The following is a 23,262-nucleotide window of genomic DNA, read 5'->3' on the forward strand; positions in this document are numbered from 1 at the left end:
AGGCGGCTCCTGCGGCGCTGCCGGGTGTGGTGGAGGCCGACGCGACGGACGCCCGGTTCTGGGAAGCGGTCGAACGCGAGGACCTGGAATCGCTCGCCGGCACGCTGAGCTTCGCGGACGACGAACTGTCCTCCCTGACCGCCGTGCTGCCCGCCCTGTCCTCCTGGCGCCGGCAGAGCCGCGAGCGCACCACACTGGACGCCTGGCGCTATCGCGTCACCTGGAAGCAACTCACCGACAGCCAGGCACCCAGGCTGACCGGTACCTGGCTCCTGGTGGTGCCCGAGACACACAGCCAGGACCCGTGGACGACCGGCATCGTCCGGACACTCACCGAACGCGGCGCCGATGTACGGCAGATGACACTGCCCACCGACGGCGTCGACCGCGCGTCCTGCGCCGACCGCCTCCGAGAGGACCACGCCGGAGCCACTCCCTACGCCGGGGTCCTCTCACTGCTCGCCCTGAACGCCACCGACGGAGAGACCGGCCTCGACACCGGACCGGCCGCCACCCTCGCGCTGCTCCAGGCACTCGGCGACACCGGTACGGCCGCGCCGCTGTGGTGTGCCACCAGAGGCGCCGTCTCCACCGGCCGCACCGACCGGCTCGACGCCCCCGGACAGGCCCTCATCTGGGGCCTCGGCCGTACGGCGGCCCTGGAACACCCCGAACGCTGGGGCGGACTCGTCGACCTTCCCGCCGCCCCGGAGGAGCGCGCCCTGGACCGGCTCGTCCGTGTCCTCGCCGCCGACGACGGCGAGGACCAGGTCGCCATCCGTCCCGCCGGGATCCTCGCCCGCAGGCTCTCGCGCGCGCCACTCGCCGACGCACCGGGCAGCGCCCCGTGGAAGCCGAGCGGCACCGCACTGATCACCGGCGGTACGGGCGCGCTCGGCGCGTACGTCGCCCGCTGGCTGGCCCGTAACGGCGCCGACCACCTCGTCCTCACCGGGCGCCGCGGCCTTGACGCGCCGGGCGCGGCCGGGCTGCGGGACGAACTGACCGCGCTGGGCGCCCGGGTCACCGTCGCCGCCTGCGACGTCTCCGACCGCGCGCGGATCGCCGCGCTGATCGAGGAGATCTCCGCGGACGGCCCGCTCACCTCCGTCTGGCACGCGGCCGGTGTCCTCGACGACGGTGTCCTCGACTCGATGACCCCGGAGCGGTTCGCCACCGTCCTCGGCCCGAAGGCCGACGCCGCGCGCCATCTGCACGACCTGACCCGAGACCTCGACCTGTCCGCGTTCGTACTGTTCTCCGGCGTCGCCGGCACCCTCGGCGACGCCGGCCAGGCCAACTACGCCGCCGCCAACGCCTACCTCGACGCGCTCGCCGAGCAGCGCCGCGCCGACGAACTGCCCGCCACCTCGGTGGCCTGGGGCCGCTGGGGCGGTGGCGGGCTCGCCGCCGACGGGGCGATCGGTGAGCGGCTCGACCGGGGCGGCTTCCCCGCCATGGACCCGGAGCTGGCCGTCGCGGCGCTGCACCAGGCACTGGACCACGCCGACACCGTTGTGGCCGTGGCCGACATCCGCTGGGAGCGCTACGCACCCGGCTACACGGCCGTGCGCCCCAGCCCGTTCCTCGACGGACTGCCCGACGTGCGCGCCCTCACCGAGACGTCGTCCGGCGGCGGCGGTACGGACGGCTCCCCGGCGGCGGCCCTCAGGCAGCGCCTCGCCGGCATGTCCCAGGCCGAACAGGCCCTGGTCGTCACCGAACTGGTCCGCACCCACGCCGCGTCCGCCCTCGGGCACGCGGGAACCGATGAGGTCGTCGCCGGACGGGCGTTCAAGGAAATGGGCTTCGACTCACTCATCGCCCTCGAACTGCGCAACCGGCTCGGCGCGGCCACCGGGCTGAAACTCCCGGCCACGCTGGTCTTCGACCACCCGACCCCCACAGCCCTGGCCGCCTTCCTGCGTGCGGAGATCACTCAGGACGGCGGCTCGGGCGCCACACCGGGGATCGCGGAACTCGAACAACTCGAATCCGCGCTCTCCGTGCTCGACCCCGACGGAGGGACGCGGGCGGACATCGCCGCGCGTCTTCGGGCTCTCCTGGCCACCTGGGACGAGCCGCGTACCGGATCCACCGACGACACCGTGACGGAGAAGCTCCAAGAGGCGACACCCGACGAGGTCTTCGACTTCATCGAGAGAGAACTCGGAATCTAGTCAGGTTGGATCAGGGGCCCGGCCGGATCCGGACGAGAGCCCCCAGGTCCCGACACGGGCAAGGGTTGTGACGAGAAGCATGGGTGAGGCTCCAATGGCGGATCAAGACAAGATCCTCGACTACCTGAAGCGGGTCACCGCCGACCTGCACCAGACACGGCAGCGGCTCCGCGAGGTGGAGTCGCAGGAGCCCGATCCCATCGCGATCGTCGGCATGAGCTGCAGGTTCCCCGGCGGCATCACATCTCCGGAAGACCTGTGGACACTTGTGTCGTCGGGCGGCGACGCCATCTCCGGCTTCCCGTCCGACCGGGGCTGGGACACCGAGTCGCTCTTTGACACCGACCCCGACCAGCAGGGCACCAGCTACACGAGGGAGGGCGGGTTCCTCCAGGACGTGGGCCGCTTCGACGCCGGATTCTTCGGCATCAGCCCGCGCGAGACACTCGGCATGGACCCGCAGCAACGACTCCTCCTGGAACTCTCCTGGGAGGCGTTCGAACGGGCCGGGATCGACCCGGTGACACTGCGCGGCAGCACCTCGGGCGTGTTCATCGGCACCAACGGCCAGGACTACCCGGAAATGCTGCACCAGCTCCCGCCGGGAGTCGAGCAGTACCTGATGACCGGCAACGCGGCGAGTGTCATATCCGGCCGGCTCTCGTACACCTACGGCCTGGAAGGCCCCGCCGTCACCGTCGACACGGCCTGCTCCGCGTCGCTCGTCGCCCTGCATCTGGCCGTCCAGGCGCTGCGGAACGGCGAATGCGACCTGGCGCTGGCCGGCGGTGTCACCGTCATGTCGAGCCCGCGCGCGTTCATTCAGTTCAGCAGGCAGCGCGGCCTCGCGCCCGACGGCCGCTGCAAGGCGTTCGCCGACGGCGCGGACGGCACGGGCTGGGGCGAGGGCATCGGTGTGCTCGTCGTCGAACGGCTCTCGGACGCACGGCGGAACGGACACCAGGTACTGGCCCTCGTCCGGGGCTCGGCCGTCAATCAGGACGGCGCGTCCAACGGCCTCACCGCGCCCAACGGCCCCTCCCAGCAGCGCGTCATCCGCCAGGCCCTGGCCGACGCCGGTCTGACACCCGCGCAGGTCGATGCCGTCGAGGCACACGGCACCGGCACCAGCCTGGGCGACCCGATCGAGGCGCAGGCGCTCCTCGCCACCTACGGCAGGAACCGGCCGGAGGGCCGCCCGCTGCGGCTCGGCTCCATCAAGTCGAACTTCGGGCACACCCAGGCCGCCGCCGGTGTCGCCGGGATCATCAAGATGGTCAAGGCCATCGAGCACGGTGTGCTGCCGAAGACCCTGCATGTCGACGCGCCCTCGCGGGACGTCGACTGGTCGGCGGGCGCCGTCGAACTGCTGACCGAGACCATGCCCTGGCCCGAGACCGGCCAGCCCCGCAGGGCGGGTGTCTCCTCGTTCGGCGTGAGCGGCACCAACGCGCACACCCTTATCGAGCAGGCGCCCGCCGCCGAACCCGCGGACGACACCACCGCCACCGCCCCGGTGGCGGCAGCCGCGTTCCACGGCCCGGTACCGCTGCTCGTCTCCGGGCAGAGCGCGACGGCGCTGCGCGCACAGGCGGAGCGCCTCGCCGCACACCTCCGCGACGAACCGTCCTCCGGAGTGCTCGACCTCGGCCGCTCCCTGGCGACCACCCGCAGCTCCCTCGACCACCGCGCCGTCTTCCTGGCCACCGACGATACCGACGGCCGCGAGGACTTCCTGCGTGTGCTCGCCGCGCTGGCCGAGGACGACACCGCGGTGAGCGCCGGTCTCGTCCAGGGAGTCGCGAGCGAGGGCAAGACCGCCTTCCTCTTCACCGGACAGGGCAGCCAGCGTCCGGGCATGGGCCGCGAACTGTACGACACCGTCCCCGCGTTCGCGCGGGCCCTCGACGCGGTGTGCGACGAGCTCGACCGGCATCTGGACCGTCCGCTCAAGGACGTGCTGTTCGGCGACGACCAGGATCTGCTGGACCGTACGGGTGTTACCCAGCCCGCGCTGTTCGCGATCGAGGTCGCGCTGTACCGGCTCGTCGAGTCCTGGGGCATACGGCCGGACTTCGTCGTCGGTCATTCGATCGGTGAGCTGGTCGCGGCGCATGTGGCGGGTGTGCTGTCGCTGGCCGACGCGTGCACCCTGGTGGCGGCGCGCGGCCGGCTGATGGAGGCGTTGCCGGCCGGTGGTGCGATGGTGGCCCTCCAGGCGTCCGAGGACGAGGTGATGCCGCTGCTCGGTGACGGTGTGAGTGTCGCCGCGGTCAACGGGCCCTTCTCGGTGGTGGTGTCCGGTGACGAGGACGCCGTCCTCGCGCTCGCCGCCTCCTTCGAGCGACAGGGCCGTAAGACCAAGCGCCTGACGGTCAGTCATGCCTTCCACTCGCCGCACATGGACGCCATGCTCGACGCGTTCCGCGAGATCGCCGCCGGACTCACCTTCACCCCTCCCGTCATCCCACTGGTCTCCAACGTCACCGGCGGCTCCGTCTCCGCGGACGAGCTCTGCTCACCCGACTACTGGGTACGCCATGTGCGCCAGGCCGTCCGCTTTGTCGACGGCATCCGCCACCTGGAGGAATACGGCGTCACCACCTACCTGGAGCTCGGCCCGGACGGCACACTCACCGCCCTGGCTCAGGACTGCGCCACCGGTGACGGCGCCGCGTTCGTCCCCCTGCTCCGGGCCGGCCGGCCCGAAACACACTCCGTCGCCGAGGCGATCGCCCGCGCCCATGTCCATGGCGTCGACGTCGACTGGGCCGCCGTCTACGCCGGCCGGGGCCACCGCGTCGAGCTGCCCACCTACGCCTTCCAGCGCGAGCTGTACTGGCCGGACGCCCCCGCGGTCTGGACCGGCGACGTCACCGGCGCGGGACTCGGCCCGGCCGACCATCCGCTGCTCGGCGCCGCCGTCTCCCTCGCCGACGCCGACGGATTCCTGTTCACCGGACGGCTCTCCCTCGACACCCACCCCTGGCTCGCCGACCACGCCGTCATGGACACCGTCCTGCTGCCCGGCACGGCCTTCGTCGAACTGGCCGTGCGCGTTGGCGACCAGGTGGGCTGCGACCTCCTCGACGAACTCACCCTCGAAGCGCCGCTGGCCCTGCCCCCCGAGGGCGGCATACAGATCCAGCTCGCCGTCGGCGCGCCCGACGCACACGGCCGCCGCTCGCTGACCCTGCACTCACGAGTCCAGGACACCGAAGGCGCCGGCTGGGACGAGGGCGAATGGACCCGCCACGCCACCGGAGTCCTCGCCGCCGGGGCCCCCGCTCCCGCCTTCGACCTCACGGCCTGGCCGCCCGCGGGCGCCACCGAGGTCCCGCTCGGCGGGCTCTACCCGCGCCTCGCCGAGTCCGGCTTCGCCTACGGCCCGCTCTTCCAGGGACTCGAAGCGGCCTGGCAAGCCGGCGACGACGTCTTCGCCGAGGTCCGGCTTCCCGAAGCCGCCCACCAGGAAGCCGGCCTCTTCGGCCTGCACCCGGCGCTCCTCGACGCGGCCCTGCACGGCGTCGGCATGGGCGACCTGCTGGCGGACACCGAACACGGCCGCCTGCCGTTCTCCTGGAGCGGTGTGTCGCTGCACGCGGCGGGTGCCCGCGCCCTGCGCGTACGGCTGTCGCCCGCAGGACAGGACCAGGTCCGCCTCCAGGCCGCCGACGAGTCCGGCACGCCCGTCGCCACCGTCGAGGCGCTGCTGCTGCGCCCCGTCTCGCCCGAGCAGGTGCACGCCGCGCGCGGTGCCTTCCACGAGTCGCTGTTCCGCGTCGAATGGACCGCCGCGCGGCTTCCCGCCGTCACCACCGTCACCACCGGGCAGTACGCGCTGCTGGGCGAGGCGCCCGCAGCGCTCGCGCACGCACTGCCCACCGCCGTCGCGTACGCCGGACCCGCCGAACTGAGCGAGGCCCTGGCGGCCGGCGCACCCGTGCCGCACTCCGTCCTCGTGCCCTTCCCGCACACGGACTTCCTCAGTACGGAGCCCGCCGAGCCGGTCGGCACCGGTGACCCGGGGCTGCCGGAAGCCGTACGTGACGCCCTGCACCACGCCCTCGAACTGGCGCAGGCCTGGCTCGCGGAGCCCCGCTTCGTCGACTCCCGGCTGGTGTTCGTCACCAGCGGAGCCGTCCCGGGCGGCACGGACGCAGACGTGGCCGACCTGATCCACGCTCCCCTGTGGGGCCTGCTGCGGTCCGCGCAGTCGGAACACCCCGACCGGTTCGCGCTGCTGGACACCGACCGCGATGACGCCTCGCTGCGCGCGCTGCCCACCGCCCTGGCCACCGGCGAACCTCAACTCGCCCTCCGCGAAGGCGTTGTGACCGTACCGAGGCTGACCCGGGTCGGCACGGAACACCACACACTCCCGCCCGCGCCCGCACCGGACGGCACCGTCCTGGTGACCGGCGCCACCGGCACCCTCGGCGGGCTCGTCGCCCGCCATCTGGCCGCCGAACACGGTGTACGGCACCTGCTGCTGCTCAGCCGCAGCGGCGCCGAGGCACCCGGCGCCACGGAACTGCTCGACGCACTCCGCGAGAGCGGCGCCGAGGTCACCCTCGCCGCCTGTGACGTCGCCGACCGCGACGCGCTCGCCCGCGTACTGGACACCGTGCCCGCGGAACACCCGCTGACCGCCGTGGTCCACACGGCCGGCGTCCTGGACGACGGAGTCATCGACTCCCTCACCCCGGCGCGCCTCGACGCGGTCCTGCCGCCCAAGGTCGACGCGGCCGTCCATCTGCACGAACTGACCAAGCACCTCGACCTGTCGGCGTTCGTGCTGTTCTCCGCCGCGGCCGGCACCCTCGGCGGCCCGGGACAGGCCAACTACGCCGCCGCCAACGCCTTCCTCGACGCACTCGCCCACCGCCGCCGCGCCGAGGGCCGCACCGCCACCGCCCTCGCCTGGGGCCTGTGGGCCGAACGCAGCGGCATGACCGGCGACCTGGACGACACCGACCGGCTGCGCATCAGCCGCGCCGGAGTCGCCGCACTCACCTCGGCGGAGGGCCTGGCGCTCCTCGACACCGCCCTCGCCGTCGGCGAGGCGGCGCTCGTCCCGATGCACCTGGACACGGCGCTGCTGCGCCAGGCCGACCCGGGTTCGGTTCCGCCCCTGCTGCGCGGCCTGGTCCGCGGGGTGTCCCGGCGCGTCGTGGAGGCCGCGGGCGCCGCCCAGGCCGGCGGGCTCGCCGAGCGGCTGCTCGGCCTTTCCGTACCCGAACGCGGCCAGCTGCTGCTGGAGACGGTACGTACCCAGGTCGCCGCCGTGCTCGGCTACGCCGGGCCGGAAACCGTCGGCGCCGGACGTGCCTTCAAGGAGCTGGGCTTCGACTCACTGACGGCCGTCGAACTGCGCAACCGCCTCAACGGCGTCACCGGCGCCCGGCTCCCCGCCACCCTCGTCTTCGACTACCCGACGCCGAACGCCCTCGCCGGTTTCCTGGCGACCGAGATCCTCGGCGACCTGGCCGGCAGCGGCGCGGCGGCCCCGGTGACGGTCGCCGTCGCCGACGACGAACCGCTCGCCATCATCGGCATGAGCTGCCGTTACCCGGGCGGAGTCACCACCCCCGAGGAACTGTGGACCCTCGTCTCCGGCGGCGGCGACGCGATCAGCGCCTTCCCGGAGGACCGTGGCTGGAACCTCGACGCGCTGCACAGCGACGACCCCGACCAGCAGGGCACCAGTGTCACCGTCGAGGGCGGATTCCTGCACGACGCCGCCGACTTCGACCCCGACTTCTTCGGCATCAGCCCGCGTGAGGCCCTCGCCATGGACCCGCACCAGCGACTGCTGCTGGAGACCTCCTGGGAGGCGTTCGAGCGCGCCGGGATCGACCCCGCCTCCGTGCGCGGCAGCAGGACCGGCGTGTTCGCCGGGGTGATGTACCACGACTACCTCACCCGGCTGCCCGCCATCCCCGGCGGACTGGAGGGCTACCTCGGCACCGGTACGGCCGGCAGCGTCGCCTCCGGCCGCGTCGCCTACACCCTCGGTCTCGAAGGCCCCGCGGTGACGATCGACACCGCCTGCTCGTCCTCGCTGGTCGCCCTGCACTTCGCCGCACAGGCGCTGCGCAACGGCGAGTGCTCGATGGCCCTGGCGGGCGGCGTCACCGTCATGTCCACCCCGGACACCTTCATCGACTTCAGCCGCCAGCGCGGCCTCGCCTCCGACGGCAGATGCAAGTCCTTCGCCGCGTCGGCCGACGGCACCGGCTGGTCCGAGGGCGCGGGCATGCTGCTCGTCGAACGGCTCTCCGACGCCCGGCGCAACGGCCACCCCGTGCTGGCCGTCGTCCGTGCCACCGCCGTCAACCAGGACGGCGCGTCCAACGGCCTCACCGCGCCCAACGGCCCCTCCCAGCAGCGGGTCATCCGCCAGGCGCTGGCCGGCGCGGGACTGACGACCGCAGATGTCGACGCCGTCGAGGCACACGGCACGGGCACCACACTGGGTGACCCGATCGAGGCCCAGGCGCTGCTGGCGACGTACGGCCAGGACCGGCCCGCCGACCGGCCCCTGCTGCTCGGCTCGGTCAAGTCCAACATCGGCCACACCCAGGCCGCGGCGGGCGCCGCCGGCATCATCAAGATGGTCATGGCGATGCGCCACGGCGTGCTGCCCCGCTCCCTCCATGTGGACGAGCCGACCCCGCACGTTGACTGGTCGGCGGGCGCCGTGAGCCTGCTGACGGAGAACACGGCGTGGGACACGGACGGCAGGCCACGCCGGGCGGGCATCTCCTCCTTCGGTGTGAGCGGCACCAACGCCCATACCATCATCGAACAGGCTCCCGGACCCGAGGCGGACGAGACCGCACCGGACAACGGCACACCGCCCGGCGCCGCCGTCGCAGACCGCGAGCCCGGAACGCTCCCGTGGACGCTGTCGGCCAAGAGCGACGACGCGCTGCGGGCTGGAGCCGCCCGGCTCCTCGCGCATCTCGGGGAACACCCCGGCGACGGCCTCGCCGACCTCGGCTTCTCCCTGGCCACGACCAGGACCGCGCTGGAGCGGCGGGCCGTGATCGTGGCGGAGGATCGCGACGGTTTCCTCACCGCACTGGAGGCGCTGTCCCTCGGCGAATCCGCCCCGGGTCTCTCGGAGGGCACCGTCACCGAGGGCAAGACCGCCTTCCTGTTCACCGGCCAGGGCAGCCAGCGGGCCGGGATGACCCGTGAACTGCATACGGCGTTCCCGCGCTACGCGCGGGCGCTGGACGAGGTGTGCGAAGAGTTCGGCCGGCATCTCGACCGGCCCCTGAAGGACGTGCTGTTCGAGGACGGCACCGCGCTGGACCGTACGGGCTTCACCCAGCCCGCGCTGTTCGCCGTCGAGGTCGCCCTCTACCGGCTCGTCGAATCCTGGGGCGTACGGCCCGACTTCCTGTCAGGACACTCCGTCGGAGAGATCGCCGCCGCGCATGTGTCGGGCGTGCTCTCACTGGCCGACGCCTGCGAACTCGTCGCCGCGCGCGCCCGGCTGATGGAGGCGCTGCCCTCCGGCGGAGCGATGGCGGCCGTCCAGGCGGCCGAGGACGAGATACGGCCGCTGCTGACCGGGCGCGTGGACATCGCGGCGGTCAACGGCCCGCTGTCCGTGGTGGTGTCGGGCGACGAGGACGAAGTCCGGCGCATCGCCGCGCACTTCGAGACCGAAGGCCGCAGGACCAAACAACTGACGGTCAGTCATGCCTTTCACTCGCCCCACATGGACGCCATGCTGGAGGCATTCCGGCGTGTCGCGGCCGGACTCACCTACCGGGCCCCGGGGATCCCACTCGTCTCCAACCTCACTGGCGCGATCGTCTCAGCGGACGAGATCCGCGACCCCGAGTTCTGGGTACGCCACGCCCGCGAAGCGGTGCGCTTCCTCGACGGCGTGCGCACCCTGGAGGAAGCCGGAGTCACCACCTTCCTGGAGCTGGGCCCCGGCGCCGTTCTGACGGCCATGGCGCAGGACTGCGTCACCACGGAAACACTGGCCTTCGTCCCTGCCCTGCGCGCGGGACGTCCCGAGGCCGCCACCCTCACCACGGCCCTCGGACTGCTGCACGTCCAGGGCGTCTCCGTCGACTGGGCCGCCTACTTCGCGGGCACCGGCGCCCACCGCGTCGACCTGCCCACCTACGCCTTCCAGCGCAGCCGCTACTGGCTGGAGGCACCGGCCGGCTTTGTCGGCGACGTGGTCGCGGCGGGGCTGGGCGCTGCGGATCATCCGTTGCTGGGTGCGGCTGTGGCGTTGGCGGATTCCGATGGTTTTCTGTATACGGGGCGGTTGTCGCTGGAGACGCATCCGTGGCTGGCGGATCACGCGGTGATGGGTTCTGTGCTGTTGCCGGGCACGGCTTTTGTGGAGCTGGCGATCCGTGCGGGGGACCAGGTCGGCTGCGACCACCTGGAGGAACTCACCCTCGAAGCACCCCTGGTCCTCACCGCACACACCGCCGTACAACTCCAGGTCGTCGTAGGCGCTCCCCAGGACTCCGGACACCGCACCCTGGAGGTGTACTCCCGGCCGCAGGACGCCGAGGACGGCGACCCGTGGACCCGGCACGCCGGCGGTGTGCTCGCTCCCGGCGCGCCCCGTCCCGGCTTCGACCTGAGCGAATGGCCGCCACGAGACGCCGAGCCGGTCGGCGTCGACGGGCTCTACGCGCACCTGGCCGGCGGTGGATTCGCCTACGGACCGCTCTTCCAGGGACTCACGGCCGCCTGGCTGCGCGGCGACGAGACCTTCGCCGAGGTCGCCCTGCCCGAGGAGCACCGAGCCCAGGCCGCGCCCTTCGGCCTGCATCCGGCGCTTCTCGACGCCGCCCTGCACAGCACGTTCGCCCGCCCCGGCGGAGACGAACAGGGCCGGCTGCCCTTCTCCTGGAACGGCGTCACCCTGCACGCCGTCGGCGCCGACACCCTGCGCGTACGGCTCGTTCCCACCGGCCCGGACGGTGTGTCGCTTCAGTTGGCCGACACCGACGGCGCCCCGGTCGCCTCCGTCGACAACCTGACCTTCCGTCCCGTCCAGGCGGGACCGCGAAGCGGCAACACCACCCACGAGTCGCTGTTCCGCCTGGACTGGGCGACCGTGCCCGTCGCCGCCCCGGACACGGACAGCCGCCCATGGGCGGTCCTCGGCGACGGCCTGCCGGCCACCGCGACCGGCGGAATACCGGCCACCGTGTACGCCGACCCGGACACACTCACCGAGGCCCTGGCCGCGGGAGCCGAACCCCCGGCGTATGTCCTGCTGCCCTGGCCCACCGGCACCGGCCTGCCCACCGAAGCACTGCCCGGCGCCGTCCGTACCGCCGTCCACGACGCGCTCGCCCGCGTACAGACCTGGCTCGCCGACGAACGGTTCGCCGGCTCCCGCCTGGTCCTCCTCACCCGGAACGCCGTCGCCACCCAGGCCGACTCCGGGGTGCGCGACCTGACCCAGGCACCGGTCTGGGGCCTGGTCCGCGCCGCCCAGTCCGAGAACCCCGACCGGCTCGTGCTGGCCGACACCGACGGCGAGGACTCCTCCTACGCCGCCCTGGGGGCCGCGCTCGCCACCGGAGAGCCTCAGTTCGCCCTGCGCAGAGGCACCGTCCACGCCCCGCGCCTGGCGCGCGTCGCCAGCGCGGGCCCGCTCGTCCCGCCGGCCGGAGAACGGGCCTGGCGCCTGGACATCGAGAACAAGGGCACGCTGGAGAACCTCACCCTGCTGCCCTGCCCGGAAGCGGCCGCACCGCTGGAGACCGGACAGGTACGGATCGCCGTCCGGGCCGCCGGACTGAACTTCCGCGACGTTCTGAACGCCCTGGGCATGTATCCGGGCGACGCCGGCCTGATGGGCAGCGAAGCCGCCGGCGTCGTCATCGAGACCGGCCCCGGCGTCACCGACCTCGCGCCGGGCGACCGGGTCCTGGGCATGGTGCCCGGCGGCTTCGGACCCATGGCGGTCGTCGACCGCCGGATGATCGCCCCGATCCCGGCCGGCTGGACCTACGCCGCAGCGGCCACCGTCCCCATCGTCTTCATGACCGCCTACTACGCGCTGCGGGACCTCGCCGCGCTGGAGAGCGGCGAAACACTGCTGGTGCACGCCGCCGCGGGCGGCGTGGGCATGGCCGCCGTACAGCTCGCCAGGCACTGGGGCGCCGACGTCTACGGCACGGCGAGCGACGGCAAATGGGACACCCTGCGCTCCCTCGGCCTCACCGACGACCACATCGCCTCGTCCCGGACCCTGGACTTCGAGAAGACCTTCCGCGAGGCGACCGGCGGACACGGTGTCGACGTCGTCCTCAACTCCCTCGCCCGCGACTTCGTCGACGCCTCACTCCGGCTCCTGCCGCGCGGCGGCCGATTCGTCGAGATGGGCAAGACCGACGTACGCGACCCGGCACAGACAGCGGCCGACCACCCCGGCGTCACCTACCAGTCGTTCGACCTCACCGAAGCCGGACTCGACCGCATCCAGGTGATGCTCACCGAACTGCTCGGGCTGTTCGAGGCCGGCGTCCTCACCCCGCTGCCCGTCACGGCCTGGGACATCCGCCGGGCCCCCGAAGCCTTCCGCCACCTCAGCCAGGCCCGGCACACCGGCAAGGTCGTCCTCACCGTCCCCGCCTACTGGGACCCGGACGGCACCCTACTGATCACCGGCGGTACGGGCACCCTGGGCGGCCTCGTCGCACGGCACGCCGTAACCGCACGCGGCGCACGGCACCTGCTGCTCACCAGCCGGCGCGGCGAACAGGCCCCGGGCGCCGCCGACCTCGCCGCCGAACTGCGCGCCCTCGGCGCCGAGGTGACGATCGCCGCGTGCGACGCGGCCGACCGGCAGTCCCTGGCCGCGCTCCTCGCCTCCGTACCGGCCGCGCACCCGCTGACCGCCGTCGTACACACCGCGGGGGTGCTGGACGACGGCACCGTCGCCACACTGACACCGGAACGCGTCGACCGCGTACTGCGGCCCAAGGTGGACGCGGCCGTCAACCTGCACGAACTCACCCGGGGCGCCGACCTCGCCGACTTCGTCCTGTTCTCCTCCGCCGCCGGCACCTTCGGCGCCGCGGGACAGGCCAACTACGCCGCCGCGAACGTCTTCCTGGACGCCCTCGCCCACCACCGCGCCTCCCAAGGACTCCCCGCGACCTCCCTGGCCTGGGGCCTGTGGGCCGAGACCAGCGGCATGACCGGCGAACTGGACGCGACCGACACCTCCCGAATGGCGCGCTCCGGCGTCCTCGGCCTCTCCTCCGACGAGGGAACCGCGCTGTTCGACGCCGCCCATCTGGCCGGCGAACCGCTCCTGGTCCCCATGCGGCTCGACCTCGGCCCGCTGCGCGGCGCCGACCCGAGCATGGTCCCCGCCCTGCTGCGCGGCCTGGTCCGCGCACCGGCCCGGCGCGTCGTACGGTCCGGGCCCGCCGCCCACGACACGTCTCTCGCGGAACGCCTGATGCCGCTGTCCACGGCCGAACGTGAGCGGGCGCTGCTCGATCTCGTACGCGGCCAGGTCGCGACCGTCCTCGGACACGCCACGCCCGACGCGGTGGACGCCGGCCGCGCCTTCAAGGATCTGGGCTTCGACTCACTCACCGCGGTGGAATTCCGCAACCGGCTCGGCGCCGCCGCCGGGCTCCGGCTGCCCGCCACCCTGGTCTTCGACTATCCGACCCCCACCGCACTCGCCGACCACCTCCGGGACGAGCTGCTCGGCTCCGAGGCCGCCACCGCGCTGCCCACGCGGGCCGCCACCGCGACGGACGACGACCCGATCGCCGTCGTCGCCATGAGCTGTCGCTTCCCGGGCGACGTACGCACCCCCGAAGACCTCTGGGAGCTCCTCGCCGAGGGCCGCGACGGCATCGCCCAGCTTCCGGGAGACCGCGGCTGGGACATCGAGGCGCTCTACGACCCCGACCCCGACAGCCCCGGCACCTCGTACGCCCGCGAAGGCGGCTTCTTCTACGACGCCCACCACTTCGACCCGGCGTTCTTCGGCATCAACCCGCGCGAGGCGCTCGCCATGGACCCGCAGCAGCGGCTCCTCCTGGAGACGTCCTGGGAAACCTTCGAACGGGCCGGCATCGACCCGACGGCGCTGCGCGGCGCCCCGGTCGGCGTCTTCGTCGGCCAGATGCACAACGACTACGTGTCACGCCTGAACACCGTCCCGGAAGGCGTCGAGGGTTATCTCGGCACCGGAGGCTCCAGCAGCATCGCCTCCGGCCGGGTCTCGTACACCTTCGGCTTCGAGGGCCCTGCGGTCACTGTCGACACGGCGTGTTCGTCGTCGCTGGTGGCGCTGCACCTCGCGGCGCAGGCACTGCGGCAGGGCGAGTGCACCCTGGCCCTCGCGGGCGGCGTCACCATCATCACCACACCCGATGTCTTCACCGAGTTCAGCCGGCAGCGCGGACTCGCCGCTGACGGCCGCTGCAAGCCCTTCGCGGCCGCCGCCGACGGCACGGCCTGGGGCGAGGGCGTCGGCATGCTCCTGGTGGAACGGCTTTCCGACGCGAGGCGGAACGGGCATCAGGTGTTGGCGCTGGTGCGTGGTTCGGCGGTGAATCAGGATGGTGCGTCGAATGGTTTGACGGCGCCGAATGGTCCGTCGCAGCAGCGGGTGATTCGGCGGGCTCTTGAGGGTGCGGGTCTGGTGTCGTCGGATGTGGATGCGGTGGAGGCGCATGGTACGGGGACGCGGTTGGGTGATCCGATCGAGGCGCAGGCGCTGCTGGCGACGTATGGGCAGGGTCGTGATGTGGGTCGGCCGTTGTGGCTGGGGTCGATCAAGTCGAATTTTGGTCATACGCAGGCGGCTGCGGGTGTGGCGGGGATCATCAAGATGGTGCTGGCGATGCGGCATGGTGTGTTGCCCCGGTCGTTGCATGTGGATGAGCCGTCTCCGCATGTGGACTGGTCGGCGGGTGCCGTGGAGCTGCTCACCGAGTCCCGTCCCTGGCCCGAGACCGGACGGCCCCGTCGCGCCGGCATCTCCTCCTTCGGCATGAGCGGCACCAACGCGCACGTCATCATCGAACAGCCGCCGGCCGACGACAGGGCCCCCGTACCTCCACTGACAGGACCCGACAGCGACACCGGCGCACCGCTTCCGTGGGTGCTGTCCGGCAGGACTCCGCAGGCACTGCGCGACCAGGGTGCGCGGCTGCTCGCCCATCTCGCCCACCACCCGGACGCCCGCGTCGCGGACACCGGCCTCTCCCTGGCCCTCGGCCGCGCCGCCTTTGAGCACCGAGCGGTGCTTGTCGCCCGTGACCGCGACGGATTCCAGGCAGCTCTGGACGCCATGGCGGCGGGCCGCCCCACAGCGGGCCTGGTCGAGCCACCGGCCTCCGGGACTTCGGCTGACAGCGGCAAGGTGGCGTTCCTGTTCACCGGTCAGGGGAGTCAGCGTCTTGGTATGGGGCGTGAGTTGTATGAGGTGTATCCGGTGTTCGCGGATGCGTTTGACGCGGTGTGTGCGCATGTGGATGTGCGTCTTGGGTGGTCGTTGAGGGATGTGGTGTTCGGGGAGGATGCGGGGCTGCTGGATCGTACGGGTTTTGCTCAGCCGGCGTTGTTCGCGGTGGAGGTGGCGCTGTTCCGGTTGGTGGAGTCGTGGGGGTTGCGGCCGGATTTCCTGTCCGGGCATTCGGTGGGTGAGATTACGGCGGCGCATGTGGCGGGTGTGTTGTCGTTGGCGGACGCGTGTGCCCTGGTGGCGGCGCGTGGCCGGTTGATGGAGGGGCTGCCGTCGGGTGGGGCGATGGTGGCGGTGGAGGCGTCGGAGGACGAGGTTTCGCCGCTGCTGTCGGACCGGGTGGGGGTGGCGGCGGTCAACGGACCTTCTTCGGTGGTGGTGTCCGGTGATGAGGACGTGGTGCTGGAGATCGCGGGGCGTTTTGAGGCGGAGGGGCGTCGGACCAAGCGGCTCACGGTGAGCCACGCGTTTCATTCGCCGCGGATGGACGGGATGCTGGAGGCGTTCCGCCAGGTGGTCTCCGGACTCGGCTACGAGGCCCCGCAGATTCCGATCGTGTCCAATCTGACCGGTGCTGTTGTGTCGGCGGGGGAGATGGGTGATCCGGAGTTCTGGGTGCGGCATGTGCGGGAGGGTGTCCGTTTCCTGGACGGGGTGCGAACGCTTGAGGCGCAGGGTGTCACGACGTTCCTTGAGCTGGGTCCCGATGGTGTGCTGACGGCCATGGCGCAGGACTGCGCCATCGGCGAGGGACTGGCCTTTGTCCCCGCACTGCGCGCCGGACGCATCGAAACCGAGACGGTCATGACGGCCCTCGGCGCCGCGTACACCCGAGGCGCGTCCCCGGACTGGGCGGCGATATTCGCCGGAACCGGCGCGCGCCGGGTGGATCTGCCGACCTACGCCTTCCAGCGCAAGCCGTTCTGGCTCGACGCCGGCCCGAAGGGCGGCGACGCCTCGACGGTCGGACTGGCGGCCACCGGGCACCCGCTCCTCGGTGCCGCCGTCGAGCTGCCGGACTCCGACAGCTACGTCTTCACCGGACGGCTGTCGCTGGAAACCCAGCCATGGCTGGCCGGCCACGCCGTGATGGGCACGGTCCTGCTGCCCGGCACCGCCTTTGTCGAACTGGCGATCCGCGCCGGGGACGAGGTCGGCTGCGAGACCCTGGACGAGCTGACCCTTGAGGCACCGCTGGTGCTGCCCGGGCGAGGAGGCGTACGACTGCGGCTGTCCGTCGGCGCGGCCGACGAGACCGGCCGCCGCCCGCTGACCCTGCACTCCCGAGCCGAAGACGCCTCTCCCGACGAGCAGTGGACACGGCACGCGAGCGGCGCACTGACCACCACCGGCCGCCGGGAACCGGTCGACCTGACCGTCTGGCCTCCCCAGGACGCGGAACCACTCGCCGTCGACGGTCTGTACGACGGACTCGCGGCGTCGGGCTTTGACTACGGGCCGGTGTTCCAGGGCCTGCGAGCCGCCTGGCGGCTCGGCGAGCACACCTTTGCCGAGGTCCGACTCCCCGAGGACGCGAGGGCGGAGGCACAGACCTTCGTGCTGCACCCGGCGCTGCTGGACGCGGCCCTGCACGCGCTCGGGCTGAGTACGGACACCGAGGGCGGTACCGGCCAGGGCCGGCTGCCGTTCGCCTGGAGCGGTGTCTCGTTGCACGCGGTCGGCGCGTCCGCACTGCGGGTACGGCTCACCCCCACCTCGGCGGACGGTGTGTCACTGGCCATCGCTGACGCGACCGGCGCACCGGTCGGCACGGTTGAGAGCCTGGCACTGCGGGCCCCGGCGCCCGCGCAACTCGGCGCGGCCCGGGGCGGTCCCGCGGACTCCCTTTACCAGATGGACTGGACACACGTATCCGCGACGGACATCGCCTCTGCCCCGACGAACCGCTGGGCCGTGCTCGGCTCACCCGCGACGCTCGACCTCGACGCACTGGCCACCGATGTGGCCGCGTATGGGGATGTTGCGGGGTTGGTGGCGGCGGTGGAGTCGGGTGGTGTGGTGCCGGATGAGGTGGTGGTGTGGCTTGCTCCTGTGGGGGTGGGTGATGGTGGTGTGGTGGTGGAGGAGACGGCGGGTGTGTTGGGTTTGGTGCGGGCGTGGCTGGCTGAGGATGTGTTGGCTGGTTCGCGGTTGGTGGTGGTGACGTGTGGTGCGGTGGCGGTTGATGCGGGTGAGGGGGTGGCTGATCTGGGTCATGCGGCGGTTCGTGGTTTGGTGCGGTCGGCGCAGTCGGAGAATCCGGGCCGGTTCCTGCTGGTCGATGTGGATGATGCCGGTGAGTCGTCGGCAGCCCTGGCGGCGGCTGTGGCTTCGGGTGAACCCGAACTGGCGGTCCGTAAGGGGCGGGTTCTGGTGCCGCGTCTGGTGCGGGCGGGTGTGGGATCGGTGGAGGTGCCGCCCTTTGGCGTTGAGGGCACGGTGTTGGTGACGGGTGCGTCGGGTGTGTTGGGTGGTTTGGTGGCGCGGCATGTGGTGGCGGTGTATGGGGTGCGGCGTTTGGTGTTGGTGAGTCGTCGTGGTGGTGCGGCGGAGGGGGCTTCTGAGCTGGCGGCGGAGTTGGCTGGTCTGGGTGCTGTGGTGGAGTGGGTGGCGTGTGATGTGGCGGATCGGGAGGGTCTGGCGGGGGTGTTGGCGGGGATTCCGGAGGAGTTTCCGTTGACGGCGGTGGTGCATACGGCGGGTGTGCTGGATGACGGTGTGGTGGGTTCGTTGACGCCGGAGCGGCTGGAAGGGGTGTTGCGTCCGAAGGCGGTGGGGGCGTGGAATCTGCATGAGTTGACGTTGGGGATGGGTCTGTCGGCGTTTGTGTTGTTCTCGTCGGCGGCGGGTGTGTTCGGTGGTGCGGGGCAGGCGAATTACGCGGCTGCCAATGCGTATCTGGATGCGCTGGCGGAGCATCGTCGGGCGGGTGGTCTGGTGGCGACGTCCCTGGCCTGGGGCCTCTGGGCCGACGGCGGCATGGGCGGGACACTCAGCGACGACGACCTGTCCCGCGTGGCACGCTCGGGCATACGCCCGATCTCACCCGACGACGGCCTGGCCCTCTTCGACCTGGCGCTCAGCACGGACACGGCCCAGCTCGTGCCACTGCCCCTGGACATGGGGGCTCTGCGGACCCAGGCGGTCAACGGCATGCTGCCGGGGCTGCTGCGCGGCCTGGTCCGGGCACCGGCTCGCAGGGCCGCCGACTCCGGGACACCGGCGGGCGGTGGAGCCGAGGCACTCCTCACCCGGCTCATGGCGCTCCCGCCGGCCGGGCAGGACGAACTCCTCCTGGACGCCGTCCGCGGTCAGGTGGCCGCCGTACTCGGCTACGCCGGGCCCGAGGAGGTCGAGCCGGGCCGCTCGTTCAGTGAGGTCGGCTTCGACTCACTCACCGCGGTCGAACTCCGTAACAGGCTGGGCGCGGCAACGGGCGTACGGCTCCCGGTCACGCTCATCTTCGACTACCCGACCCCCAACGCGCTGGTGGTGTACCTGCGCGCCGAGATCGTCGGGGACGGCGGGACGGCGGTCACACCGCTCCTCGCCGAGCTGGACAGACTGGAATCCTCCCTCGTGGGGGCCACGGTGACGGACGACGAAGGCCGCGCCAGGATCACCACGCGCCTGCAGGCACTGCTCACCAAGTGGAGCGACGACCGAGCGCCGGAGGACGGCGCCGACGTCGCCGGTGAACTCGAATCGGCCACCGATGACGATCTCTTCGACTTCATCGGCAAAGAGTTCGGGATCTCCTGACATGGCGGCGAACGGTATGAACGACCCAGAGCTTCAGGCTCCCTCGAAGGGGAACGCAACGATGAACGAGGAAAAGCTCCGTTACTTTCTCAAGCGGGTGACGGCCGACCTGCACGAGACGCGCCGCCGTCTCCAGGAGGTGGAGTCCGAGGACCGCGAGCCGATCGCGATCATCGGGATGAGCTGCCGTTACCCCGGCGGTGTGGAGTCGCCGGAGGATCTGTGGCGGCTCGTCGAGACCGGTGGTGACGCGATCAGCGGGTTCCCTCGGGACCGGGGCTGGGACATCGAGCGACTTTTCGATGAGGATCCTGACGGGCGTGGTACCAGTTATGTCCGTGAGGGTGGGTTTTTGCATGAGGCGAATTATTTTGATCCCGCGTTTTTTGGGATTTCGCCTCGTGAGGCGTTGGCGATGGATCCGCAGCAGCGGATGTTGTTGGAGACGTCGTGGGAGGTGTTCGAGCGGGCGGGTATTGATCCGGCGACGGTGCGGGGCAGTCGTACGGGTGTGTTCGCTGGGGTGATGTATCACGATTACGCGTCGCGGTTGCGTGTGGTGCCGCCCGGTGTTGAGGGGTATCTGGGTACGGGCGGGTCGAGCAGTATCGCTTCCGGCCGCGTCGCGTACACCTTCGGCCTCGAAGGCCCCGCCGTCACCGTGGACACGGCCTGCTCCTCTTCCCTGGTCACCCTGCATCTGGCGATGCAGGCACTGCGCAACGGCGAATGCTCGCTGGCCCTTGCCGGCGGTGTCACGGTGATGGCGACCCCCGGCACCTTCACCGAGTTCAGCCGACAGCGCGGCCTGGCCACCAACGGCCGGTGCAAGTCCTTCGCGGCAGCCGCCGACGGTACGGGCTGGAGCGAGGGCGCGGGCATGCTGCTCGTCGAGCGGCTCTCGGACGCGCGCCGGAACGGACACCCCGTACTGGCGATCGTCCGGGGAAGCGCGGTCAACCAGGACGGTGCGTCAAACGGACTGACGGCGCCCAACGGTCCCTCCCAGCAACGGGTGATCCGGCAGGCACTGGCGAACGCCCGGCTGACCCCCGACGACATCGATCTCGTCGAGGCGCACGGCACCGGCACCAGCCTGGGCGACCCCATCGAGGCGCAGGCGCTGCTCGGCACCTATGGACAGGAGCGGTCAGAAGGACACCCGCTCTGGTTGGGCTCCATCAAGTCCAACGTGGGACACACACAGGCCGCCGCCGGTGTGGCGGCGATCATCAAGGTCGTCCAGGCCATACAGCACGGTGTGCTGCCGAAGACGCTGCATGTGGACGAACCGACACCGCACGTCGACTGGTCGGCGGGCGACGTCGAGCTGCTGACCGAGGCCCGGGCCTGGCCCGAGCATGGTCGGCCACGTCGCGCGGCGGTGTCGTCCTTCGGCATCAGTGGCACCAATGCCCATCTCATCATCGAAGAAGCCCCGGCCGAGGCGGTGGCGGAGGCCACGGAGACGGCGGACGGTGACGTTCTCGCCGGTGGTGGGGGTGTGGTGTCGGGGTCGGTGCGTCCGGTGGTGCTTCCTGTGGTGCCGTGGGTGGTGTCGGGTCGTGGTGAGGCGGGGTTGCGGGCGCAGGCGGGTCGGTTGCGTGCGTTTGTGGAGGCGGGTTCTGGATTGTCGGTGGGGGATGTGGGGTTTTCGCTGGCGACGTCGCGTGGGGTGCTTGAGGATCGTGCGGTGGTGGTGGGCGCTGATCGTGGGGAGTTTTTGGAGCGGTTGGCGGTGTTGGCGGAGGGGGGTGCAGGCACTGGTGTGGTGCGGGGTGGTGCCGTTCGGGGCAAGCTGGCGTTCCTGTTCACGGGGCAGGGCAGTCAGCGGCTGGGTATGGGCCGTGAGTTGTATGAGGTGTTTCCGGTGTTCGCGGAGGCGTTGGACGCGGTGTGTGGGGAGTTGGACGGGAGGCTTGAGCGGCCTCTGAAGGATGTCCTGTTCGGTGAGGATGCCGAGGCTTTGGACCGTACGGGGTTCACTCAGCCGGCTCTGTTTGCCGTTGAGGTGGCGTTGTTCCGGTTGGTGGAGGCGTGGGGGTTGCGGCCGGACTTCCTGTCCGGGCATTCGATCGGTGAGATCACGGCCGCCCATGTCGCGGGTGTCCTGTCGCTGAAGGATGCCTGTCTGCTCGTGGCGGCGCGTGGCCGGCTGATGCAGCGCCTCCCTGGTGGTGGCGCCATGGTGGCGGTGCAGGCATCCGAGGACGAGGTGACGCCGCTGCTCACCGACCGGGTGGGCGTCGCCGCGGTCAATGGTCCGTCGTCCGTTGTGGTCTCGGGTGATGAGGGTGCCGTTCTGGCGGTGGCGGCGCACTTCGAGTCCGAGGGGCGTAAGACGAAGCGGCTGACGGTGAGCCACGCGTTCCATTCGCCGCTGATGGACGGGATGCTGGACGCCTTCCGCAAGGTGGCCCGCAGCCTGACCTACCACACCCCGGCGATCCCGGTGGTCTCCAATCTGACCGGGGCCCTTGTCACGGCCGACGAGATCACCGCCCCGGAGTTCTGGGTGCGCCATGTCTGTGAGGCCGTCCGCTTCCTCGACGGAGTACGCGCACTCCAGGCACAGGGCGTGTCGACCTGTGTCGAGCTGGGTCCGGACGGTGTGCTGTCCGGGCTCGGTGCGGAATGCCTGGTTGACGAGCCGGACCTGATCGGCTTCGTACCGCTCCAGCGCGCGGCGCGCGGGGAAGCCGAGACGCTGATCGGCGCGCTCGGCGCACTGCATGTACGTGGTGTGTCCGCCGCCTGGGAGGCGTTTTTCGCGGGCACCGGTGCGCGACGTGTGGAGCTGCCCACCTATGCGTTCCAGCGCGAGCACTACTGGCTGGACGCCGGGGTGGAGGCGGGCGACGTGGCCTCCGCCGGGCTGGGTTCGGCCCATCATCCCCTGCTGGGAGCCGCGGTCGCGCTCGCCGACGCCGACGGTTTCCTGTTCACCGGCCGGCTGTCCCTCCGGACACACTCCTGGCTCGCCGACCACATGGTGATGGGATCGGTGGTGCTGCCGGGGACGGCCTTTGTCGAACTGGCCGTCCGGGCGGGCGCACAGGTCGGCTGCGCCCTCGTTGAGGAGCTGACCCTTGAGGCGCCGCTTGTCCTCCCGGAGGAAGGGGCCCTTCAGTTCCAGATCGTGGTGGGCGCGCGGGACGAGGCGGGCCGGTGCTCACTGGCATTCCACTCGCGTGCCGATGACGCTTCGGACGATGAGCCGTGGGTGCGTCATGCCACGGGTGTGCTGTCGGATGCCGGTGTGTCGGTTCCCGGGGAGTTGGTGGTGTGGCCGCCCGAGGGAGCGCGGGAGGTGGCGGTTGAGGGGCTGTATGAGGGGTTCGCTTCGGTGGGCTTTGACTACGGTCCTGTTTTCCAGGGTTTGCGTGCGGCGTGGCGGCGTGGCGATGAGGTCTTCGCGGAGGTCGAGCTGCCGGAGGTCGCCCGGGGCGAGGCAGAGGCATTCGGCCTCCACCCGGCCCTGCTGGACGCGGCCCTGCACGCGCTCGCGCTTGACGCCGGACAGCGCGACGAGACGGGCCAGGGCCGGATGCCGTTCTCCTGGAGCGGAGTCTCGTTGCACGCGGTCGGCGCGTCCGCCCTGCGGGTACGGCTGACGCCCAGCTCCACGGGCGATGTGTCACTTGCCGTCGCCGATTCGACGGGTGCGCCGGTCGTCACGGTCGAGAGCCTTGCGCTGCGTACGGTGTCCCCGGATCAGCTTGGCTCGGCGTCGGGGTCTGGTGTGGGTGATGCGTTGTTCCGTGTGGAGTGGACGGAGGTTGCTGGTTCTGCGTCGGCGTCGGTGGTGGGGGGCGGGGA

Annotated in this window: 3 protein-coding genes; all 3 read left to right on the forward strand. The window is 71.6% G+C overall.

Features of this window, described 5'->3' with window-relative positions:
- The coding region (locus ABZ707_RS32685; RefSeq protein WP_360182331.1) for an SDR family NAD(P)-dependent oxidoreductase at positions 1-2,180 on the forward strand (2,180 nt) is incomplete at its 5' end.
- Positions 2,181-2,274: 94 nt separating this feature from the next.
- Positions 2,275-19,443, forward strand: coding sequence for an SDR family NAD(P)-dependent oxidoreductase (locus ABZ707_RS32690; protein WP_360182334.1), 17,169 nt, complete (start codon positions 2,275-2,277; stop codon positions 19,441-19,443).
- 61 nt (positions 19,444-19,504) lie between these two features.
- The coding region (locus tag ABZ707_RS32695; RefSeq protein ID WP_360182337.1) for a type I polyketide synthase at positions 19,505-23,262 on the forward strand (3,758 nt) is incomplete at its 3' end.

Origin of the sequence: Streptomyces sp. NPDC006923 (assembly GCF_040635655.1) — a bacterium.
GTDB lineage: Bacteria > Actinomycetota > Actinomycetes > Streptomycetales > Streptomycetaceae > Streptomyces.

Coding starts and splice junctions, on each gene's coding strand:
- ABZ707_RS32690 (WP_360182334.1), top strand. CDS start 2,275: ATGGCGGATCAAGACAAGATCCTCGACTACCTGAAGCGGGTCACCGCC.